Source organism: Capnocytophaga sputigena (assembly GCF_900446695.1).
GTDB lineage: Bacteria > Bacteroidota > Bacteroidia > Flavobacteriales > Flavobacteriaceae > Capnocytophaga > Capnocytophaga sputigena.
Genome location: NZ_UAVP01000008.1, coordinates 747244 through 766590, shown reverse-complemented (window position 1 = coordinate 766590; position 19347 = coordinate 747244). Strand labels below are relative to the sequence as shown.

General features: G+C 39.2%; 19 protein-coding genes. 14 read left to right on the top strand and 5 right to left on the bottom strand.

The window, feature by feature from the left end:
* Positions 1–7 precede the first annotated feature (7 nt).
* The 3 genes from DR017_RS10045 to DR017_RS10035 all read left to right on the top strand — a co-directional run bounded on the left by DR017_RS10045 (position 8) and on the right by DR017_RS10035 (position 1433).
* Positions 8–502, top strand: coding sequence for a TlpA family protein disulfide reductase (locus DR017_RS10045; protein ID WP_002681869.1), 495 nt, complete (start codon positions 8–10; stop codon positions 500–502).
* Positions 503–602: 100 nt separating this feature from the next.
* Positions 603–1004, top strand: a complete 402-nt coding sequence (locus DR017_RS10040; RefSeq protein WP_002681880.1) for a hypothetical protein — start codon at positions 603–605, stop codon at positions 1002–1004.
* Between the two features lie 18 nt (positions 1005–1022).
* On the top strand, positions 1023–1433 hold the full coding sequence (locus DR017_RS10035; protein ID WP_002681861.1) for an META domain-containing protein: 411 nt from the start codon (positions 1023–1025) through the stop codon (positions 1431–1433).
* 90 nt (positions 1434–1523) lie between these two features.
* On the opposite strand, the gene DR017_RS10030 is transcribed toward DR017_RS10035, so the two are convergent.
* Positions 1524–3131, bottom strand: a complete 1608-nt coding sequence (locus tag DR017_RS10030) for an L-lactate permease (RefSeq protein WP_002681844.1) — start codon at positions 3129–3131, stop codon at positions 1524–1526.
* Positions 3132–3431: 300 nt separating this feature from the next.
* On the opposite strand from DR017_RS10030, the gene gdhA reads away from it, so the two are divergent.
* Entirely contained in the window at positions 3432–4772 is a 1341-nt protein-coding gene (gene gdhA, locus DR017_RS10025) for an NADP-specific glutamate dehydrogenase (RefSeq protein WP_040361877.1), read from the top strand.
* Positions 4773–4916: 144 nt separating this feature from the next.
* On the opposite strand, the gene feoB is transcribed toward gdhA, so the two are convergent.
* On the bottom strand, positions 4917–7082 hold the full coding sequence (feoB, locus tag DR017_RS10020) for a ferrous iron transport protein B (protein ID WP_002681758.1): 2166 nt from the start codon (positions 7080–7082) through the stop codon (positions 4917–4919).
* Between the two features lie 84 nt (positions 7083–7166).
* Complete coding sequence (locus DR017_RS10015) at positions 7167–7415, bottom strand: FeoA family protein (RefSeq protein ID WP_002681793.1); 249 nt, start codon at positions 7413–7415, stop codon at positions 7167–7169.
* A 229-nt stretch (positions 7416–7644) separates the two neighbouring features.
* On the opposite strand from DR017_RS10015, the gene DR017_RS10010 reads away from it, so the two are divergent.
* The 10 genes from DR017_RS10010 to ygiD all read left to right on the top strand — a co-directional run bounded on the left by DR017_RS10010 (position 7645) and on the right by ygiD (position 17888).
* Entirely contained in the window at positions 7645–8874 is a 1230-nt protein-coding gene (locus tag DR017_RS10010; RefSeq protein ID WP_002681788.1) for a M23 family metallopeptidase, read from the top strand.
* A 177-nt stretch (positions 8875–9051) separates the two neighbouring features.
* The gene (gene pgi, locus DR017_RS10005) at positions 9052–10671 is read left to right on the top strand and encodes a glucose-6-phosphate isomerase (RefSeq protein ID WP_002681754.1); all 1620 of its coding nucleotides are present in this window, start codon (positions 9052–9054) and stop codon (positions 10669–10671) included.
* Between the two features lie 73 nt (positions 10672–10744).
* On the top strand, positions 10745–11551 hold the full coding sequence (gene map, locus DR017_RS10000; RefSeq protein WP_002681799.1) for a type I methionyl aminopeptidase: 807 nt from the start codon (positions 10745–10747) through the stop codon (positions 11549–11551).
* Between the two features lie 33 nt (positions 11552–11584).
* The gene (locus DR017_RS09995) at positions 11585–11770 is read left to right on the top strand and encodes a hypothetical protein (RefSeq protein WP_002681777.1); all 186 of its coding nucleotides are present in this window, start codon (positions 11585–11587) and stop codon (positions 11768–11770) included.
* A gap of 2 nt (positions 11771–11772) precedes the next feature.
* Positions 11773–12243 carry a hypothetical protein gene (locus DR017_RS09990; protein WP_002681760.1) on the top strand — a complete coding sequence of 157 codons (471 nt, stop codon included), beginning with the start codon at positions 11773–11775 and terminating at the stop codon, positions 12241–12243.
* 20 nt (positions 12244–12263) lie between these two features.
* On the top strand, positions 12264–13403 hold the full coding sequence (locus DR017_RS09985) for a hypothetical protein (RefSeq protein WP_002681764.1): 1140 nt from the start codon (positions 12264–12266) through the stop codon (positions 13401–13403).
* Positions 13404–13433: 30 nt separating this feature from the next.
* Positions 13434–15188 carry an aspartate--tRNA ligase gene (aspS, locus tag DR017_RS09980; RefSeq protein ID WP_002681751.1) on the top strand — a complete coding sequence of 585 codons (1755 nt, stop codon included), beginning with the start codon at positions 13434–13436 and terminating at the stop codon, positions 15186–15188.
* Between the two features lie 82 nt (positions 15189–15270).
* Positions 15271–16251 carry a CBS domain-containing anti-phage protein gene (locus DR017_RS09975; protein ID WP_002681785.1) on the top strand — a complete coding sequence of 327 codons (981 nt, stop codon included), beginning with the start codon at positions 15271–15273 and terminating at the stop codon, positions 16249–16251.
* Between the two features lie 12 nt (positions 16252–16263).
* A complete protein-coding gene (locus DR017_RS09970; RefSeq protein WP_081450886.1) occupies positions 16264–16878 on the top strand; it encodes a hypothetical protein in 615 nt (204 codons plus the stop codon).
* A 212-nt stretch (positions 16879–17090) separates the two neighbouring features.
* Complete coding sequence (ygiD, locus tag DR017_RS09965) at positions 17091–17888, top strand: 4,5-DOPA-extradiol-dioxygenase (RefSeq protein WP_002681801.1); 798 nt, start codon at positions 17091–17093, stop codon at positions 17886–17888.
* A gap of 66 nt (positions 17889–17954) precedes the next feature.
* Here the strand turns inward: ygiD and DR017_RS09960 are convergent, their stop codons facing one another.
* Together DR017_RS09960 and DR017_RS09955 are read right to left on the bottom strand one after the other, a co-directional pair.
* Entirely contained in the window at positions 17955–18407 is a 453-nt protein-coding gene (locus DR017_RS09960) for a hypothetical protein (RefSeq protein ID WP_002681749.1), read from the bottom strand.
* Between the two features lie 104 nt (positions 18408–18511).
* Positions 18512–19336 carry a hypothetical protein gene (locus DR017_RS09955; RefSeq protein ID WP_002681803.1) on the bottom strand — a complete coding sequence of 275 codons (825 nt, stop codon included), beginning with the start codon at positions 19334–19336 and terminating at the stop codon, positions 18512–18514.
* Positions 19337–19347: the final 11 nt, after the last annotated feature.

Sequence of the window (19347 nt, the reverse complement as noted above, 5' to 3'; positions counted from 1 at the left end):
ATTACAAATGAGAAAAAGATTTCTATTTACAGCCATAGCGCTATTCCTTTTGGCAACTGCCGAAACCTTTGCACAACAATTACAACGCCACAAACCTGTACCCGAAATCGCCTTGCCTCAAGCCAATGGCGAGGAATTGAAACTATCGTCTTTACGAGGCAAATATGTACTCATAGATTTTTGGGCATCGTGGTGTATGCCTTGCAAAAAGGAAAACAGATACCTCAAACAAGCCTATAAAGAACTCAAAGGAAAAAACTTTGTAATCCTATCTGTGTCTATTGATAGACCTAAGGATAAAGACGCTTGGCTCGACACTATCAAAATGGAAGGAATGGTATGGTACAATGTATGGGATAGCGAAAGCAAAGTTGCTAATGCCTATGGAGTAACCAGTATTCCTGCCCCTTTTCTCATAGACCCCGAAGGCAATCTATTGTCACAAGGAGAGAACCTCAGAACCGACGATTTGCTTAAAACTCTCAAAAAATACATAAAATAGCACCTCTCACCCTGCAGCGTTCTACTACAACCCAAACAGAAAACAACCTCATTTGAAGCATAACAACTCTGTATATAAACCTTTAAAAAAAGTAAATGTTATGAAAAAAATACTTGTTATCCTCTTGTTTTTGGGTGTGCTAAACTTATATGCACAAGAACGTACTGACCTCATCGATAGGCACTTTCAGGGTGAAATCACCAAAAGAGCCGCTGGTGATAGCATCAATACTAAACAATATATCTTTGTCACTTTTTTGAAAGATAAAGCTATCATTAGAGAAGAAAAACTAACAATTACTAAACAACCACGACTCATCTATAAAGTAGAAGTGGCTTGGCGCATCAATAAGCGCAACAACCAAATTATCTTTTCAGCATCTAATAAACCTTATCCTTACCAAGATTATAAGTTTTACTACCGAGAAGAGGAACTAATGGCATTTTACAACGAGGATGACGATGGTACGATGGGGTTAGACATTTATTTCACCGAGAAATAATTTTAAAACTATCATACAATGAAAAAAATCAAGTTTTTAACGCTTTTATGCGTAGCTATGGGTTTGGGCAGTTGTAACAATACCATCCCTACCGATGCCTTACAAGGTGAATGGCAACTCGTTACTATGGGAACTACAGCCGTAACTGCTGAGGCTCAACCTACCCTTCAACTCAATATAAAAGAAATGAAGGTAAACGGTTCCGATAGCTGTAATACCTTTATGGGAGCCATCGCAAATATCACCGATAAAGATTTAGTATTTAGCGAATTAGCAACTACTCTAATGCTTTGTCCAGAGACTACTATGCAAGTTGCCGATTCTTTTGGCACTGCAATGAAAAAAGTAGCTAAATACGAAGTGAACGACAAACAGTTATTGCTAAAAGATGACAAAGGAACTGTACTGCTCACTTTTGCAAAGAAGTAAATCTCATATTATTGGTTAATAAATTAATTGAAAAGGCTGCACAGAAGAGCTTTCTGTGCAGCCTTTTTATTAATAAATTATTATTAATTATCAACTGAACAATAGTGGTATGACTAAGAGCGCTACTACAGCTGCTATAATTCCATAGATGAACATAGGCACAGCCGTAACTTTTAGAATTTTTCCTTCAGCCTTATCAATACCTAATACCGAACATACAGCAATAATATTGTTGATACACACCATATTACCCATTGCTCCCCCTACCGATTGCAGGGCGAGAATCAAAGGTACTGAAAGTCCTGTAGTATTCGCAACCGAATATTGCACAGCCCCAAAAGTGAGGTTTGACACAGTATTCGAGCCTGAGAAAAATGCCCCTACCGCTCCTAAGTATGAAGCGAACATCGTCCAATAACTACCAGTGGCATTGGCTAAACCTCTACCAATAGTTTGTACCATAGAGTCTTCTCCTCCCATTAGCATTACATTCACCATAATGAGTGCCCCCACTAATGCTAAAAATGGTTTTTGTATCTGTACAAAACTCGCTGAAAATAGCGATTTAGTTTGTTTCCATTTCAGTGAGAACAACGGAATGGAAATCAACACTGTAACCACAAACGGAATGAGCGCTGGCACATAGAGCAGTTTGTAGCTCTCACTCTCACCCGTATCAAAAATATTCTTCAATGAGAAAATCAATCCTTTAGTAACCTGAAAATCTCCTAAATAACCTAATTTAATAGTAAACCACTCGGTAGTATCGTTCAAAAGAGCTTTTAGCGGAAGCTGTTTGATGCGAGTGAGTGCCAAAATCACTATCAGTGAAGCTGTTGGGAAAAGAGCTTTCAATAACTCTGAAGTTTTTACTTTCTCGTGCTGCATCTCACTGTTATCAGTTTTTGATAAGCCAATACCTTTGCTGGCTACTCCTACCGAAATAAAAAGACCTATAGCACCCCCTACTAATGAAGGAAACTCGTAGTTAAACCACGCAATAGCCACATAAGGCACCGTACACGATAGAATACTGATGAGAATAAAAACAATATTTTCGCGTATTTGTCGCCATGATACTATCACTTTCAGTGCCATTATCGGAATTACAAAAGCTGCAAATAGATGTATGATAGATGTAATTCTACCTATATCCGAAAGCTGATCATCGGAAATAGAACCATTGCCAATAAGCGTACCAAACCCAAACCACGTAGGTGTACCCACGGCTCCAAACGATACAGGTACCGAGTTCATAATTAGTGCGAGAATAGCCACCTGCAAGGGTCTGAATCCTAAACCTACTAATAAAGGTGCTGCAATAGCTGCTGGCGTACCAAAACCACTGGCACCTTCAATCATAAAGGCAAAAGCCCAACCTATAATCATTAGTTGAGCAACAGGATTAGGGCTGATATTGCCCAGCCAGCGGCGCAACACATTCATTGCTCCTGTCATCTCCATCATTCGGTTGAAGAGTACCGCCCCAAAAATCACTGTGATAGGGGTAGCTACCGAGATAATTGCTTTAATAAAATTGGCGTTTAGGGCTACGAACGAGCCATTAAAATAAGTAAGGTGAAGTATATACACCAATCCGGCGATTAGTGGAAGTGCAATATACGAAGGAAGCGCATTTTTCTTTACCATCAAATAGATGAGAAGCGCAATTGGGAGTATGCTAAGAAATAAAGCCATAAGTTTTTTATATTTTCTTTTTGGGGGGCAAAAATAGTGTTTTTTATTTAAAATGCAAATTCTACGAAAGGAAAAATAAAAAATATCAAAGAGTCGTTAATCGTGTGAAGCAAAAATAATAGAATGGAGTATCGCAAAGCTTTGAAGTTTAGCTAAGTTAAAACTTTAAATTTCTTTTTGTGAAAAATTTCTTTCGTTTTCTTTGCACGTTTCAATAATATTAAGTACTTTTGTCGCTCATTAATATATTTCGTAACTAAACAATTTATTAACACATAATTCATAACTAATTAATATATTATGGACGTAAAAAAAATTATGACTGCCTTAGAGGCAAAACACCCTGGAGAAAAAGAGTACTTACAAGCAGTACACGAAGTGCTTGAATCAGTACAAGAGGTGTACAACCAGCACCCTCAATTTGCCAAAGCTAAAATTATAGAACGCATCGTAGAGCCCGACCGCATTCACACCTTCCGCGTGGATTGGGTAGACGATAAAGGCGAAGTGCAAAGCAACCTCGGTTACCGCGTGCAGTTCAACGCTGCTATAGGTCCTTATAAAGGTGGTATCCGCTTCCACAAAGCTGTAAACCCTTCAATGCTTAAATTCCTTGGTTTTGAACAAACTTTCAAAAATGCCCTCACTACCCTCCCTATGGGTGGCGCTAAAGGAGGTTCTGATTTCGACCCTACCGGTAAATCCGATGCCGAAATTATGCGTTTCTGCCAAGCCTTTATGCTTGAACTTTGGAAATATATAGGTCCTGATACCGATGTACCTGCTGGCGACGTGGGTGTAGGTGGACGCGAAATAGGCTATATGTACGGTATGTACAAAAAATTAGCCCACGAGTATAACACCGGGGTACTCACCGGTAAAGGTATCAACTGGGGTGGTTCTCTCATTCGCCCCGAAGCTACGGGTTATGGTGCACTCTACTTTGTAGATCATATGTTGAAAAAACTCGGCAAAGACCTTAAAGGACAACGCGTAGTAGTTTCAGGATTTGGTAACGTAGCGTGGGGAGCTTCACAAAAAGCAACTCAGTTAGGCGCAAAAGTTATCGGTCTTTCAGGTCCTGATGGTTGTGTAGAAGTACCTAATGGTATGACTCACGAAATGATTGACTACCTTTTGGAACTCCGCGCTTCTAACCGCAACATCGTAGCGCCTTTTGCCGAAAAATTTGCCAAAGAAAGTAAATTTACTGCAGGCAAAAAAGCGTGGACAATCCCTTGTGATATCGCCTTGCCTTGCGCTTTCCAAAATGAATTAGACGGCGATGACGCTCAAATGCTTATCAAAAATGGCGTAAAACTCGTAGCCGAAGTATCAAATATGGGTTGTACTCCTGAGGCTATCAAAGCCTTCCAAGATGCTAAATTACCTTTCGCTCCTGGTAAAGCAGTGAACGCTGGAGGGGTAGCAACTTCAGGACTCGAAATGACTCAAAACGCCGCTCACCTCGCGTGGAGAGCTGAAGAAGTTGATGCTAAGTTACACCAAATTATGGAATCTATCCACAACGCTTGCCTCAAATACGGTCAAGAAGATGGTTATATCAACTACGTGAAAGGTGCTAACATCGCAGGCTTTATGAAAGTCGCTCACGCGATGCTCGATCAAGGCGTGGTTTAATAACGAGTTACGAATGACAAGTCATAAATAAAAAAAGCTGCTCAAGATAATGGGCAGCTTTTTTTATATTTTGAAATTTCATAAAAGTGAAAAACACCAAAATCAACCTCTTCATCACATGATTTAGCTTTACTTTCACCAAGTTTACTTAGCAAATAGAGTCACAAGAAAACACACCACTATCCCATAAAGCACAGGCAAGAGAGTAGCTATAAGTGTCCATTTCTTGCTTTGTGTTTCTTTGTAAATGGTGTAGATAGTCGTACTACAAGGGTTGTGCAACAAGCTGAAAAGCATTAGGTTTACAGCCGTGAGCAGTGTCCATCCACCAGCGTGTAGCAATACACCCACTTGTGAAGTGGAGGCTTCCATCAGTACGCCTGCCCCCTCGCCTACTGCTGTTTGCCCTAATACCATAGTGGTGAGCATTAGCACCGTAGGGATTACAATTTCATTGGCAGGAATAGCAACGATATAGGCGAGCAAAATCACACCGTTCAAACCTATAAACACGCCTATAGGGTCTAAGCCTTGTATAAGCCAAAGCGCTATAGGTTGTTGGGCTATTTGCAAGTTGCATATCAGCCATATCACTGCCCCTGCAGGGGCAGCAAACACAATAGCACGCCAAAGTACGATAAGGGTTCTATCAATAAGTGAGGTGTAGAGTGTTTGGAAAAAACGCGGCGGACGATAAGGCGGTAATTCCAATACAAAAAATGATGATTCTCCTTTGAGGAGGGTCTTGCTCAACAGCCACGAGGTGAGGAATGAAAAGGCTATGCCCAGCACAGCTATGCCTATCACAGCGAGCATCGATACTGTGCTGCTCCACTGCTTGGGAACTAATGCCCCAATGAACAAGGTAGCAATGAGTATTTGGGTAGGCCAACGCCCGTTGCAAAGCGAAAAGTTATTAGTGATAATGGCTATCAGTTTCTCACGCGGACTGTTGATAATACGTGTCGCTACCACCCCTGCGGCATTACAGCCAAAGCCCATACTCATCGTGAGGGCTTGTTTGCCGTGAGCGCCTGCAGTGCGGAAGAGCTTGTCTAAATTGAAAGCTACACGGGGTAAGTAACCAAAATCTTCGAGGAGGGTGAATAGCGGAAAGAAGATAGCCATTGGGGGCAACATCACCGAAATCACCCACGTGGTGGCTAAATACACCCCATCGATGAGGAAACCACTGAGCCACCAAGGAAAATGCAAGGCATTGGCTCCGTCTTTCAAAAGTGGATAAAGCCACCCTAGAAACAGATCCGAAAGCCATTGTGAAGGATAATTAGCCCCGATAATAGTAATCCACAACACAGCTGCCAATAGCAAAAACATAATAGGAAAACCCCAAATTTTATGCGTAACTATCCTATCAATCGCACGATCAACACGGAAAGAACGCGCTGAAAAATCGGTACTTACCGATGCGTTGATGAGTGTGGTTGCTTGAGCGTAGATAGCTTCTACCAAGTCATTGCGGTAGTGATCGCCTAAAATCTTGTGATACTCATCGGCTATACGCAACACTCGGGATTGTTTTTCGGGATTGTTTTCAGCTGAAAAAGTGCCTTCTTCCACCCCTTTTTGTACGCTCTCATCACCTTCAATGAGTCGCATAGCAAGCCAGCGAGTATTAGGCAATTCGGGATTGAGTTCAGAAAGTGCCGATTGCAGTTCAGCAATAGCTTCAGCATTTTCTTTAGGAAGATCTATATACGTCTGTTTTTTAGTTTGGAATTTACCACTTACCACTTCTTCAATAGCAAAGAGCAAATCGGGGATACCTTCTTTGGTACGTGCAGAAGTAGCCACTACAGGGATACCCAAATCGCGAGAAAGGGTACGTGTATCAATCGTGATATGATGGCGGCGAGCTTCGTCCATCAGGTTGAGGCAAAGCACAGCTTTATCAGTGATTTCAAGTATTTGAAGTGCCAAACTGAGGTTGCGTTCCAGTCTGCTTGCATCTACTACTATCACAGTTACATCGGGTTTGCCAAAGAGAATAAAATCGCGTGCCACCTCCTCATCTTCTGAAGTGGAGAGCAGCGAATAAGTTCCTGGTAGGTCGATTATGCGGTAACGTTGGTCGTGAAAGGAAAAACTCCCCTCAGCGCGGGTAACGGTTTTGCCAGGCCAGTTACCTGTGTGCTGACGCAATCCTGTAAGGGCATTAAAAACGGTACTCTTACCCGTGTTAGGATTTCCTGCAAGAGCAATGGTATAGTGGTAAGTGCCCGCCTCCTCCCCTAAAGGTTTTAAGGAAGCTGAAGGATTAAGAGCACAAGTATCGCAAATATTTTTCATAGTCGTAGTACAACAAGCCGTTAAATAGCTCGTTTGATTTGTTTTTTATTATTTTGATAATCAATCATTTTTTTGAACAATCCCCTATCCTCTATCCCCTGATACCTGAATCAGCACACAAAGCGCATCACTCTTGCGCAGAGCAATTTGGGTGTGGTGAATGGTATAAGCAATTGGGTCGGCAAGCGGACTCACATTTTCTATTTTAATTTTTGAGCCACGTACGAAACCTAAGTCGAGCAATCGTTGTCGCACTTCTTGTCGGCATTCGGGTGTAAACCCTGTAATTACAGCAGTTTGTCCTATTTCTAAAGAGGCTAAAGTAAGGGTCATAAAGTGTTTATATAATTCAAAATATATTTTTAGACGAGCAAAAGTACAAACTTTTGTTGAATTGGCAAAATATTTTTAGGTATTATGAAGTGAGAGACAGAAAGGTAGGCAAGAGTTTCAAGTTCACAACAATAGTGGAAGTGGAAGTGGCGACTACAAATTTGCCAATTAGCAAATTATTTGTACCTTTGGCGCATTATTTGCAATCCTTTTTACTAAAACAATTAGAATGAAAAAAATATTTTGCCTTTCACTACTCAGCTCTCTATCACTTTTTACGGCTTGTGACCGCACTACTAAAACCGATAAAACTACCGCAACTACCACCACCGAAGCTCCTAAACCTCCAGTATATGAATTTGGATTTAACCTCAACGACTATAACATTGTAAGAGATACCCTCAAACAAGGCGACACTTTTGGCAAACTCCTTGAAGACCAACATATCGGGGCGACTGAAATCCACCATATTGCAGAGACTACCAAAGAACTCATCAGTCCTAAGAACTTCCGCGTAGGGCATCCTTATGCTTTCTTATACGATAAAAAACACCCTGATACCCCTCATAGTTTTGTATATCAACCTGATATCGTGAATTATATCGTGGTACGCCTCACCGATTCTATCCACGCTTATAACGCCGAACGCAAGGTTTCTATAAAGGAAAAAGCCATAGGAGGTGAGATTGAAAACAACCTTACTGTCGATGCACAAAATGCTGGCATCAGCCAAAATGCTACCTATCAATTAGGACAAATATTCGATTATACAATAGACTTCTTCCGCTTGCAAAAAGGCGATAAGTTCAAAATTATTTACGACGAACGTTATGTAGACGACACTATCTATGCAGGGGTTGAAAAAGTGAAAGCCGCTTATTTTGAGTGGGGAGGCAAGGCGTATTACGCCTTCAATTTCACCACCGATTCTATCAAAGGCACTAGTGGCTATTACGACGAAAATGGCAATATGATGAAACGTATGTTTCTAAAATCGCCCTTGGATATCTTCCGTATTACTTCTAAATTTGGAATGCGTTTTCACCCCGTACTCCACCGTATGAAAGGGCATTTTGGTACCGATTATGCGGCTCCTACGGGTACTCCTATACGTGTAACAGCAGCAGGCACGGTGATTGAAGCAGGCTATAGTTCGGGCAATGGTAACTACGTGAAAGTGCGCCACAACAACACCTATACGACCCAGTACCTCCATATGTCGAAAATTTTAGCCCGCAAAGGGAAATACGTAGCACAAGGTGAAGTGATTGGGCTGGTAGGGAGTACCGGTTTAGCCACAGGCCCTCACGTGTGTTATCGCTTCTGGAAAAATGGTGTGCAAGTAGACCCATTGAAAGAAAAAATGCCTGATTCTGTACCTATAGAAGCCAGTCTAAAAGCAAAGTATTTAGAGTTTATCAAACCGCTAAAAGAACAATTGGATAAATTAGGTAATTAGCCGATTTGCAAAATTAGACAAAGAACAATGAGGTTAGTCTTTAGCCATTAGTGTCAGTTTCTAACTACTAATGATTAAAGACTAACTGCTATTTTGAAAATATTTTATACCTTTGCACTCTGAAACACAATCTAATTAATAACCGATAACTAACAACTAATATAATTATATTTAAAAATGTTAAAAAATAGTAATCCAACACAAACCAATGCTTGGAAAGCATTGCAAAAACATTTTACTGAAGTAAAAGACCGCCATACCCTTTCCCTTTTCGAGAAAGACCCTGCTCGCGGTGAAAAATTCACTATCAAATGGCAAGACTTCTATGTAGATTATTCTAAAAACCGCATAGACGACCAAACCCTTAAACTCCTTGTGCAACTCGCTGAGGAATGTGGTTTAAAGGATGCTATCGAAAAGTACTTCGGTGGTGACCTTATCAACAACACCGAAAAACGCGCCGTATTGCACACTGCCCTTCGCGCGCCCGAAAACAGCGTAGTAAACGTAGATGGCAAGAATGTAATGCCTGAAGTAGCCACTGTAAAACACAAAATCAAACAGTTCAGCGAAGAAGTCATCAGTGGCAAACGCAAAGGTTATAGCGGTAAAGCCTTTACCGATGTGGTGAATATTGGTATTGGTGGCTCTGACCTAGGTCCAGCAATGGTAACCGAAGCGCTTAAATTCTATAAGAATCACCTCAACGTACACTTTATCAGCAATGTAGATGGCGACCACGTGCTCGAAACTATCAAGCACCTCAACCCCGAAACTACCTTGATAGTCATTGTATCTAAAACATTCACAACACTCGAAACCCTTTCTAATGCGCTTACTGTAAAAGAATGGTTCCTCAAATCGGGTAGCGAAAAAGATATCGCTAAACACTTTGTAGCAGTATCTACTAACTTGCAAGAAATCGATAAATTCGGCATCGACCCAGATAACGTATTCCCTATGTGGGATTGGGTAGGCGGACGCTTCTCTTTGTGGAGTGCCGTAGGTCTCAGCATCGCTCTATCAGTAGGCTATGACAATTTTGACAAGTTGCTCAAAGGAGCGCACGCTATGGACGAGCATTTCCGCACTGCTCCGTTTGAGAAGAACATTCCAGTAGTCTTGGCATTGCTCAGCGTGTGGTACAACAACTTCTACGGAGCCGAAAGTCAAGCTATCATTCCTTATACTCAGTATTTGCACCGCTTGGCGGCTTACCTACAACAAGGTATAATGGAAAGTAACGGTAAACAAACTGACCGTGATGGCAACCCTATTCCTTATCAAACTGGGGTAATCATCTGGGGTGAACCAGGAACCAACTCTCAACACGCGTTCTTCCAGCTCATCCACCAAGGTACTAAATTGATACCTACTGATTTCATTGGCTTTAAACACTCATTGCACGGCAATACCGACCACCACAACAAGCTAATGGCTAACTTCTTTGCACAAACCGAAGCCCTCCTCAAAGGTAAAACTGAAGCCGAAGTGCGCAAAGAAATGGGGGACAAGGTAAACGAAGCCTTAGTGCCTTTCAAAGTGTTTATAGGGAACCGCCCTACAACTTCTTTCCTCATCGATAAACTCACCCCTGAAAGTTTGGGTAGCCTTATCGCAATGTATGAGCATAAGATATTTGTAGAAGGTGTGATTTGGAACATCTACAGTTACGACCAATGGGGTGTAGAGCTCGGCAAACAGTTGGCAAGCAAAATCCTTAAAGACATCGCCGCTACCGAACTCTCTGCACACGATAGTTCCACAACCAATTTATTAAAACAATTCAAAAAATAGAAATCTAATTACGAATGACGAGTTACGAATGACAAAACTTTCGTAATTCGTCTTTCGTAATTCGTAATTACAAATGATTCACATTAGAACAGCCGAAGAAATAGAACTACTACACCAAGCCGCCCAAGTGGTATCACGCACTTTGGGCATACTAGCTAAAGAAGTAAAACCAGGGGTAACCACCCTGTATCTTGATAAACTCGCCGAAGAGTACATCCGCAGTCAAGGGGCTATCCCAGGATTTTTGGGGTTGTATGGCTTCCCTAATACCCTCTGTATGAGTCCTAATGCACAAGTAGTGCACGGTATCCCTAACGACCGTCCATTGCAAGAAGGCGACATCATTTCAATAGATTGCGGAGCATTGAAAAACGGTTACTATGGCGATCACGCTTATACTTTCGAGGTAGGCGAAGTAGCCCCCGAAGTAAAAGAACTCTTGCGTGTAACCAAAGAATCACTATACATAGGTATCCGTCAGTTTCGTGCGGGCAATCGTGTAGGTGATGTTGGAAATGCCATACAACAACACTGTGAGGCACACGGCTATGGAGTAGTGCGCGAACTCGTTGGGCACGGCGTAGGGCGCAAGATGCACGAAGACCCCGAGATGCCTAACTACGGCAAACGAGGTAGTGGTAAAAAGTTTAAAGACGGAATGGTAGTTGCCATAGAGCCTATGATCAATATGGGTACCAAGAGCATACGCCAACTCAAAGACGGTTGGACAATCCTCACCGCCGACGGCAAGCCTTCCGCCCACTTTGAACACGATGTAGCCCTCATCGATGGCAAACCCCGATTGCTCTCCACCTTCAAATATATATACGAAGCCTTAGGTATTGAAAGCAATGAGGAGAACGAGTTTTTACTCAATTAGCAAAATTTAAATAGCATTAAAAAAGAGCGCATAATGGAAAAAGAAAAAGTAAACGAGAAAGTAGTGCTGCACAAAACCCATAATGCAGAAACTATAGAGATTAGAAACCCCAGTGAAAAGCTATTAGCTTTTATGGAAGAACTTGCTGAGAGAGCAAGGAAGCGTAAAGAAGAAATAATGAAAAAAATATATAAAGAAGAAGATTATATAACTATTTAGCTGTGAACTTAGAGGTAGATATTCCTTTTAAAACTGAAGGAGGTAATTTGTATTCTTTAAATTTTTCTGAGTACAAGCCTAATGCTAATATTGCATTTCCTGTGGTTGAAATTTCTTTAGCTCTTAAAGAACATAAGAAAGACACAAATCCTTTGAAAGTATTTTCTTTCATTATTAAGGAAATTGAAGAATATCTATCTGGAAAAGATGTTATATTGTATTACTATGCTGATAGTGCCCCTATTTATTATAGGAATAGTGATAAACATATTTTTATTTCACCACAACATTTTAGAAGTTATCTTTTTCATACACTATTCACAAAAGTAAACCCCAAAGATTTACTCATAAGTAATAGAATTATCCCTAATATCCATATAGGCAACCATTATATCTCTTTTATCTATAAACAAAAACATCAACCCTATGTAGATACACTCACTAAGGAATTGGAAGAGTATCAAAATAAATGAATTATTTAAAATTATCAACAATGAAAAAAGCCTTATTTTTAGTAGCAACTGCCGTCCTTACTTTAGTTGCTTGTGGAAAAAGCGACGACAACCCAACACCTAATAATCCTGAACCTCCTAAAACCACAAAGGTAAAGAGAATTAAAGAGGTAAAGATTACCTATTTAAATAGAAAAAAGAACCCTAATATCGACCCAACCTATTTTCTAAATGGTGAACCTAAGTTTATATATACTTTAGAAAATGGAGTCTTTGCTTATGAATATGACGCACAAGGGCGCATTTCAAAATTCACTTCTAATAAGGGAGGTGAACAAGTAACCTATGAGTTTAGTTATCCTCAAGGAAAAATTATAGCAAATAGTGGAAAACAAAATTTTGAATTCCCTTTAGATGAGAAAGGTTACTTAAAAGAGACTGGCGGACATAATTATTTCAGCTATGACGAAAAAGGTCAGTTGTCTAAAATTAATAATAGTAATTTTATTTGGAAAGATGGCAACCTAACTGCTGAAACTCATACTTCTACTTCTTCAGGACAAGAAGAAATTCAAGGAATGAAATTTTCTTATTATCCTAACGAAAATAAGAATCGCTTTTTTATCTTCTACAACGAAGGAAGAGATGAAATAGATGTCTATACCACCTATTTTTATTTGCTAAATGCAATCCCAGTAGGTGTCCCTACTAAAAATCTATTGGAGTCTATCTCTCAATCTTATATAGACGAAGAGGAAAAAGTATCGTATGCCACACTTATAAAATTTACTTATACCTATGATAAAGACGGCTATGTAAGTCGTATAATAGAAAATCGTTCTGGTGATGATGACGGGCTAAGTATCTCTTCTGGTTCAACCTCAGATAAAGATGTGGAAAAATTAGAAGCTCTAATTGCTAAAATAAAGGGAGGTACTGTCAAAAATATGACTTACAAAGAGTTCACTAATGCCAATGGCACTTATAAGTTTAGTATCACCCATAAAGAGCACATCACCAAAGATTCTAAAGGCAAACCTATTGATGTAAAGTATGAACAAGAGAGAGTTTATACCTTTTCTTATAAAGAAGAAAGTGGCAAGAGAAAGTATTTGGAAAGAAAAGAAATAGTGTTTACCAAACAAGATGCCTCTACTATCTACGAAATCAGCTATTATTAAAACTCAAACCTTATAACTAACAACAAATAAATGTACAGAACGCATACTTGTGGAGAGCTACGACTCTCTCACGAAAAACAACAAGTAACCCTCAGCGGATGGGTGCAACGCGTCCGCAACAAGGGATTTATGATTTGGGTAGACCTACGCGACCGCTATGGCATCACTCAGCTTATTTTTGACGAAGAACGCACTGATAAAGCAGTCTTTGAGCAGGCGAAAACCCTCTCACGCGAGGACGTGATTCAAATTCAAGGTACTGTTATCAAACGTGAGGCTGCCAACGCAAATATCCCTACGGGAGAAGTGGAAATCCTCGTTACAGCACTCACCCTGCTCAACCATTCCGAACTTCCTCCTTTTACCATTGAAGATAATACCGATGGCGGTGAAGACCTCCGTATGAAGTACCGCTATCTCGATATACGTCGTACCCCTGTACGCGATAACCTTATTTTCCGCCACAAAGTGGGGATAATGGTGCGCAACTATCTATCCGAACAAGGCTTTATAGAGGTAGAAACCCCTGTGCTTATCAAATCAACCCCTGAAGGCGCACGCGATTTTGTGGTGCCCAGCCGTATGAACCCAGGTGAGTTCTACGCACTTCCACAATCCCCACAAACCTTTAAGCAGCTGCTAATGGTAGGCGGATTAGACAAGTATTTCCAAATCGTAAAATGCTTCCGTGATGAAGACCTCCGCGCCGACCGTCAGCCGGAGTTTACCCAAATAGACTGCGAAATGTCGTTTGTAGAGCAAGAGGACGTTATCAGTACTTTTGAAGGATTGGCAAAACACCTCCTCAAAGAACTCAAAGGCTTAGACTTTGGGGCTTTCCCTCGTATGACCTATGCCGAGGCGATGAAAACTTATGGCAACGACAAACCCGATATCCGTTTCGGTATGAAATTTGGCGAACTCAATGACCTCGCACAACACCGCGATTTCAAGGTGTTCAACGAAGCTGAATTAGTTGTAGGGATTGCCGTACCTGGTGCCAACAGCTACACCCGCAAAGAGATTGATGCTTTGGTAGAATGGGTAAAACGTCCGCAAGTAGGCGCTTCCGGAATGGTATATGTAAAATGCAATGAAGATGGCAGCTTCAAATCATCAGTAGATAAATTCTATAACGAGGACGATCTCAAGGCGTGGGCAGAGCGCACTGGCGCCCAAGCAGGCGACCTTATCTGCATCCTTTCAGGCAAAGCAAACAAAGTACGCGGGCAACTCAGCGCCCTCCGTATGGAACTCGCCGAGCGTCTCGGCTTGCGCAAACCTGATGAATATGCCCCTCTATGGGTCGTAGATTTTCCTCTTTTGGAGTGGAGCGAAGAGGAAGAACGTTTCTTTGCAATGCACCACCCTTTCACCTCGCCTAAACCTGAGGATATTCCGCTACTCGACAGCAACCCAGGGGCAGTACGCGCCAATGCTTACGACCTCGTGCTCAACGGCAACGAAGTAGGCGGTGGTTCTATACGTATCTTCAACCAAGAGTTGCAAGCCAAGATGTTTGAGCTCCTCGGCTTTACACCCGAGCAAGCACAAGCACAATTTGGCTTCTTGATGAACGCCTTCAAATACGGTGCTCCTCCTCACGGTGGTTTGGCTTTTGGCTTCGACCGATTGGTGGCACTCCTTGGCGGACAAGAAACCATACGCGACTTTATCGCTTTCCCTAAAAACAATAGCGGTCGCGATATGATGATTGATGCCCCCTCCCCTATCGATGAGGCACAACTCAAAGAACTCGCAATTGAAATGGTCATTAAAAAGTAATAGAATTAATATTTAATAGGCTTGAGATATTATTATACTCAAGCCTATTAAGTACCAAGTATATAATAATTTTTTGTATATTATGAATATAAAAGACGAATTTTCCGAAATGGTAAGAGAAATTACAACTAATAAAGAAAAAACGTTTAATATAACTACACGTGATTTATTAGGATATTTCTATTATGAAAAAAGAAGTTCTGGAAATAAAGCAAGAATTGATGAGTTTTTAAAAGAAAAAAACTTAGTAACAGAACCAAATTATCAAGAAACATGGATAGATGGAGAAATTACTCTTAAACATAAAGAAACTGCTAAAAGCAAATTAGGGAAGGATCCTATATTGAAAATTAGCATTTTACCTTCTGCTAATAATGTTCCTGTAACAATAACAAGAGATGCAAAAATTTCAGAAGCTATAACACTAATGATGATGAAAAAATTCTCACAACTTCCTGTTATGAGCAACCCAAAATCTGTAGCTGGTTTTATTAGTTGGGAAACATTGGCTATTGGCATCTCAAATGGAAATACATCATCAGATGTTAAAGATTATTTAAAAACAGATTTTATAATTCTACCGAAAGATACTCCTCTCCTTGAAGCTATAAAAATTGTTATAAAAGAAGAAGTTATTCTTGTTCAAGAAAAAGATAAATCCTTATCTGGAATAGTAACAATTGCTGATATTAGTTCACAATTTTTCTCTCTAACAGAACCTTTTCTATTATTAGAAAGAATAGAAAACTTAATCCGATTATTACTTGATGATAAGTTCTTAATAGAAGATATAAAAGGAATATGCCAACAAGGAGAAGAAGAACCTAAATTTATTGATGATTTAACTTTTGGTCAATATATAAGATTAATAGAGAATGAGGAGGGATGGAACAAACTTGGTTTAAAAATTGAACGGAAATTATTTATAAAACAATTAGATGAAATTAGAAAAACACGAAATGATATTATGCATTTTGATACAGATGGAATAACAGATAAACAAAGAAATGACTTAGTAAATATGGCTCATTTCTTAACAGAGTTGGTTAAATACAGATATTAACTTTTGAATAAAATGGAAAATATAGATATAATTACAAAAATAATTGCATTAGTTTCCACAATAGTGTCTACTCTAATAATTTTCATTAAGTTGTTTAAAAATACAATTGATTATTCATACAATGAAAAAAGAAAAAAGTTACTAACATTAAAAGAACTCAATGAGACTTTTGATAGGTTTGGAGATAATTTTAGAGATAGTTTTATAAAAGATGATTTGAAAGAATTATACTTTTCTTTAAGAACAGGTATAGAAACAAATGCCGTGAGTATTGAAAAGTATATAGAATTAAAAAATAAATTAGGGAAGAATTTTACTTGGAAGACTATTAAAAATAGTAAAAGTTATCTTGTTTTTAAAGATAATCATATCATTGTAAAAATATCTTATTTAGAGCAAATATTCACATACATTTTTCTAACCATTGTATTTATTTCATTTATTGTAGCCATTGGAATGATAATATTATTTTATAATTCCTTTGCTGATTTTACAAGAGATATTTTAATAACATTTATCATATCTGAATTAGTTATCTTATCTTCAACTATGTATCTTTTCTGTTCTATTAACCCTGCATTGCAAGCAATTTCAATAAAGAAAAGATTAGAGGAATTAGAATCATAAAATCAAAAAGTTACAATAAGAAAAATACACCATAAGGGTGTTGTGTCCTCAAGTTCTCTCGTGAAGACTACATCAAGCACATCGAAGAAATTGTATCCAACCTTACTGAACTCTCCTTCCAGTTCAATGACCACTACGATGACAAGAATGCAATATCATTACTGAGTAAAAAAACACTACTCCTTAATTCACCTCCTAATAACATCATTATTATGTCCGAAAAAACACCCGCTCTATTTGTAGGACACGGCAATCCAATGAACGCTCTTGATGAGCAGAATCCTTTTAACCAAAAGTTTGCCGAAATCACACAGACTTTTGATAAACCAAAAGCTATCTTGTGTATTTCTGCTCATTGGTATAGTGAGGGGTTATTTATTATGGGAAACCCTAACCCTCCAATGATGTATGATTTCTATGGATTTCCAAAAGCTCTCAGCGAAGTGCAATATCCCGCTAAAGGTTCTCCAGAGTTAGTAGCACAAGTGCAAGAACTACTTGCGGATACTGACCTAAAAGTAGACCCCGAACGCGGATTTGACCACGGCGCTTGGGCGGTATTAAAGTTCTTGTACCCAAAGGCAGATATTCCTGTAGTACAACTGAGCTTAGATGCTATCAAGCCTGCTCAATGGCACGCCGATTTAGCCAAAAAACTCGCTCCCTTGCGCAAACAAGGAGTATTGATTTTAGCAAGCGGGGATATTATACATAACTTGCGCCTGATGAACTTTCGTTATATCAATGATTTAGATGCTGGTTATGATTGGGCTTTTGCCTTTCGTGATCAAATCAATAAAACGATAACCGATAATAACTTAGAGGCATTAGTACATTTCGAGCAATTCGGAGAAAACGCAAAACTATCAGTCCCCACCCCCGATCATTACTTGCCTTTGCTCTATGTAATGGCTTTGCGAGAAGAAGATGATGACGTACTGATTTTCAATGATTCAATCGTAGGAGGCTCTATCAGTATGACCTCAGTACTCGTGGGAGGAAAGTCTTAGATCATAAGAATTAAACCTATAAAAAAGGCTGTCGCAAAATTTAGTTTGCAACAGCCTTTGTTGTTTTTAGTAGCTTTTTAGTTCGTTGAGGTGAGAAGGAACAGCTATTTTATACCAATCCCATCCATAATAATCTATGAGCAACAGCAAAGCCAAGAGCCTAAGAGGCGTTTGTGCAAAGTACATTTCATCTTTCTTCTTAACAATCCAGTCATACCAATCGGAGTGTTTATCAGTAATTTTTATGCTGTATTTTCTACTGAGTATCTCCTTAATAGCTAATGCCGAAAAGTTGTCCATAAACTTATCTTCCCAGCACTCATCTACTATTTTTCCATTTTCTTTCAAATAACTTATAGCCAATAGCGAAAGAGGGTCATTGGCAACAGTAACTTCCTCACTCTTTTTCATATAAATGAGGTAATCTTCATCTTTGTCAAGTAAAAACACTTCATATCCCTTCTGGTAGAGTATCTCTATAGCATTATTGTAGGTATTAGGAGCGTCTGTTATAGTCATTTTCAGATATTTTAAAGCTGATTTACAATTATATTTACATCTCAATCTGTGCGAGACTTAAAAAACAATGGCTGTTCTTCTGTTTGATTATGAACTCATCTTTTTTAATAATACTCTATTTCTCGCTCTAAAGACAACATCTTCTTTTCTCCTTCATCAGTGCGAAGATATTCAATTAGAGTGATAAAATTACCCCGAGAATCATACGTATAATCTAAACGAGACTGATAAATTTTATCAAGTTTATCTCCTTTAGAAAAAGTCCTAATTTCTCTCTGGCTTACATCTCCCCTATCATTATATTCATAATGAGTAACATCACACATATACCATTTATCCGAAAAACTATTGTATTTGCTAAAAGTTTCTTCTACCACACGACCTTTAGAGTCATATTTATAATTATATTTTTCTGATAAATAGCCCTCTTCTTTCTTAGAGTTTACCATCATCCCATTCTTTATTATCCTCTCAACAACCTGTTTAGCATCGTTATAAGTAAGCATATGCTCTTCCGTTGTCCAAGTATTCCTATACCCCATAGCTTCCTCTATCTTATTGCCTTGTAAGTCATATTTGTTTATTTTAGTAATAGAAAAAGAAGTGTCTTCAGCATATTTCATAGTAACAGTTCTTTGCTTATAGTCATATATTAAAGGCACCTTTATACCCATATGATCTACATATTCAGTAATATATCCCTTTTTATCAAAAAACAAAGTAGAACCTGTGTTTTCTAATAACTTCTTTATTTCGTTCTCGCGACTCTCCGTTTTATCATCAACATAATCCTTATAAATGCGATACTTCAAAGATTTTACTTTCCCACGAAGTCCCATTTCCTCCCAATCACTCTTTTTAATAGGCGTCTGACTGCAAGAAGCCAAACTAAAGAATAGCAACCCTAAAAAAACTATAATTTTTCTCATAAAGATTTCTT

Bases quoted from the DNA above. Each gene is read 5' to 3' on its own strand.
- DR017_RS10045 (WP_002681869.1), top strand. From the start codon at position 8: ATGAGAAAAAGATTTCTATTTACAGCCATAGCGCTATTCCTTTTGGCA.
- DR017_RS10040 (WP_002681880.1), top strand. From the start codon at position 603: ATGAAAAAAATACTTGTTATCCTCTTGTTTTTGGGTGTGCTAAACTTA.
- DR017_RS10035 (WP_002681861.1), top strand. From the start codon at position 1,023: ATGAAAAAAATCAAGTTTTTAACGCTTTTATGCGTAGCTATGGGTTTG.
- DR017_RS10030 (WP_002681844.1), bottom strand. From the start codon at position 3,131: ATGGCTTTATTTCTTAGCATACTCCCAATTGCGCTTCTCATCTATTTG.
- gdhA (WP_040361877.1), top strand. From the start codon at position 3,432: ATGGACGTAAAAAAAATTATGACTGCCTTAGAGGCAAAACACCCTGGA.
- feoB (WP_002681758.1), bottom strand. From the start codon at position 7,082: ATGAAAAATATTTGCGATACTTGTGCTCTTAATCCTTCAGCTTCCTTA.
- DR017_RS10015 (WP_002681793.1), bottom strand. From the start codon at position 7,415: ATGACCCTTACTTTAGCCTCTTTAGAAATAGGACAAACTGCTGTAATT.
- DR017_RS10010 (WP_002681788.1), top strand. From the start codon at position 7,645: ATGAAAAAAATATTTTGCCTTTCACTACTCAGCTCTCTATCACTTTTT.
- pgi (WP_002681754.1), top strand. From the start codon at position 9,052: ATGTTAAAAAATAGTAATCCAACACAAACCAATGCTTGGAAAGCATTG.
- map (WP_002681799.1), top strand. From the start codon at position 10,745: ATGATTCACATTAGAACAGCCGAAGAAATAGAACTACTACACCAAGCC.
- DR017_RS09995 (WP_002681777.1), top strand. From the start codon at position 11,585: ATGGAAAAAGAAAAAGTAAACGAGAAAGTAGTGCTGCACAAAACCCAT.
- DR017_RS09985 (WP_002681764.1), top strand. From the start codon at position 12,264: ATGAAAAAAGCCTTATTTTTAGTAGCAACTGCCGTCCTTACTTTAGTT.
- aspS (WP_002681751.1), top strand. From the start codon at position 13,434: ATGTACAGAACGCATACTTGTGGAGAGCTACGACTCTCTCACGAAAAA.
- DR017_RS09975 (WP_002681785.1), top strand. From the start codon at position 15,271: ATGAATATAAAAGACGAATTTTCCGAAATGGTAAGAGAAATTACAACT.
- DR017_RS09970 (WP_081450886.1), top strand. From the start codon at position 16,264: ATGGAAAATATAGATATAATTACAAAAATAATTGCATTAGTTTCCACA.
- ygiD (WP_002681801.1), top strand. From the start codon at position 17,091: ATGTCCGAAAAAACACCCGCTCTATTTGTAGGACACGGCAATCCAATG.
- DR017_RS09960 (WP_002681749.1), bottom strand. From the start codon at position 18,407: ATGACTATAACAGACGCTCCTAATACCTACAATAATGCTATAGAGATA.
- DR017_RS09955 (WP_002681803.1), bottom strand. From the start codon at position 19,336: ATGAGAAAAATTATAGTTTTTTTAGGGTTGCTATTCTTTAGTTTGGCT.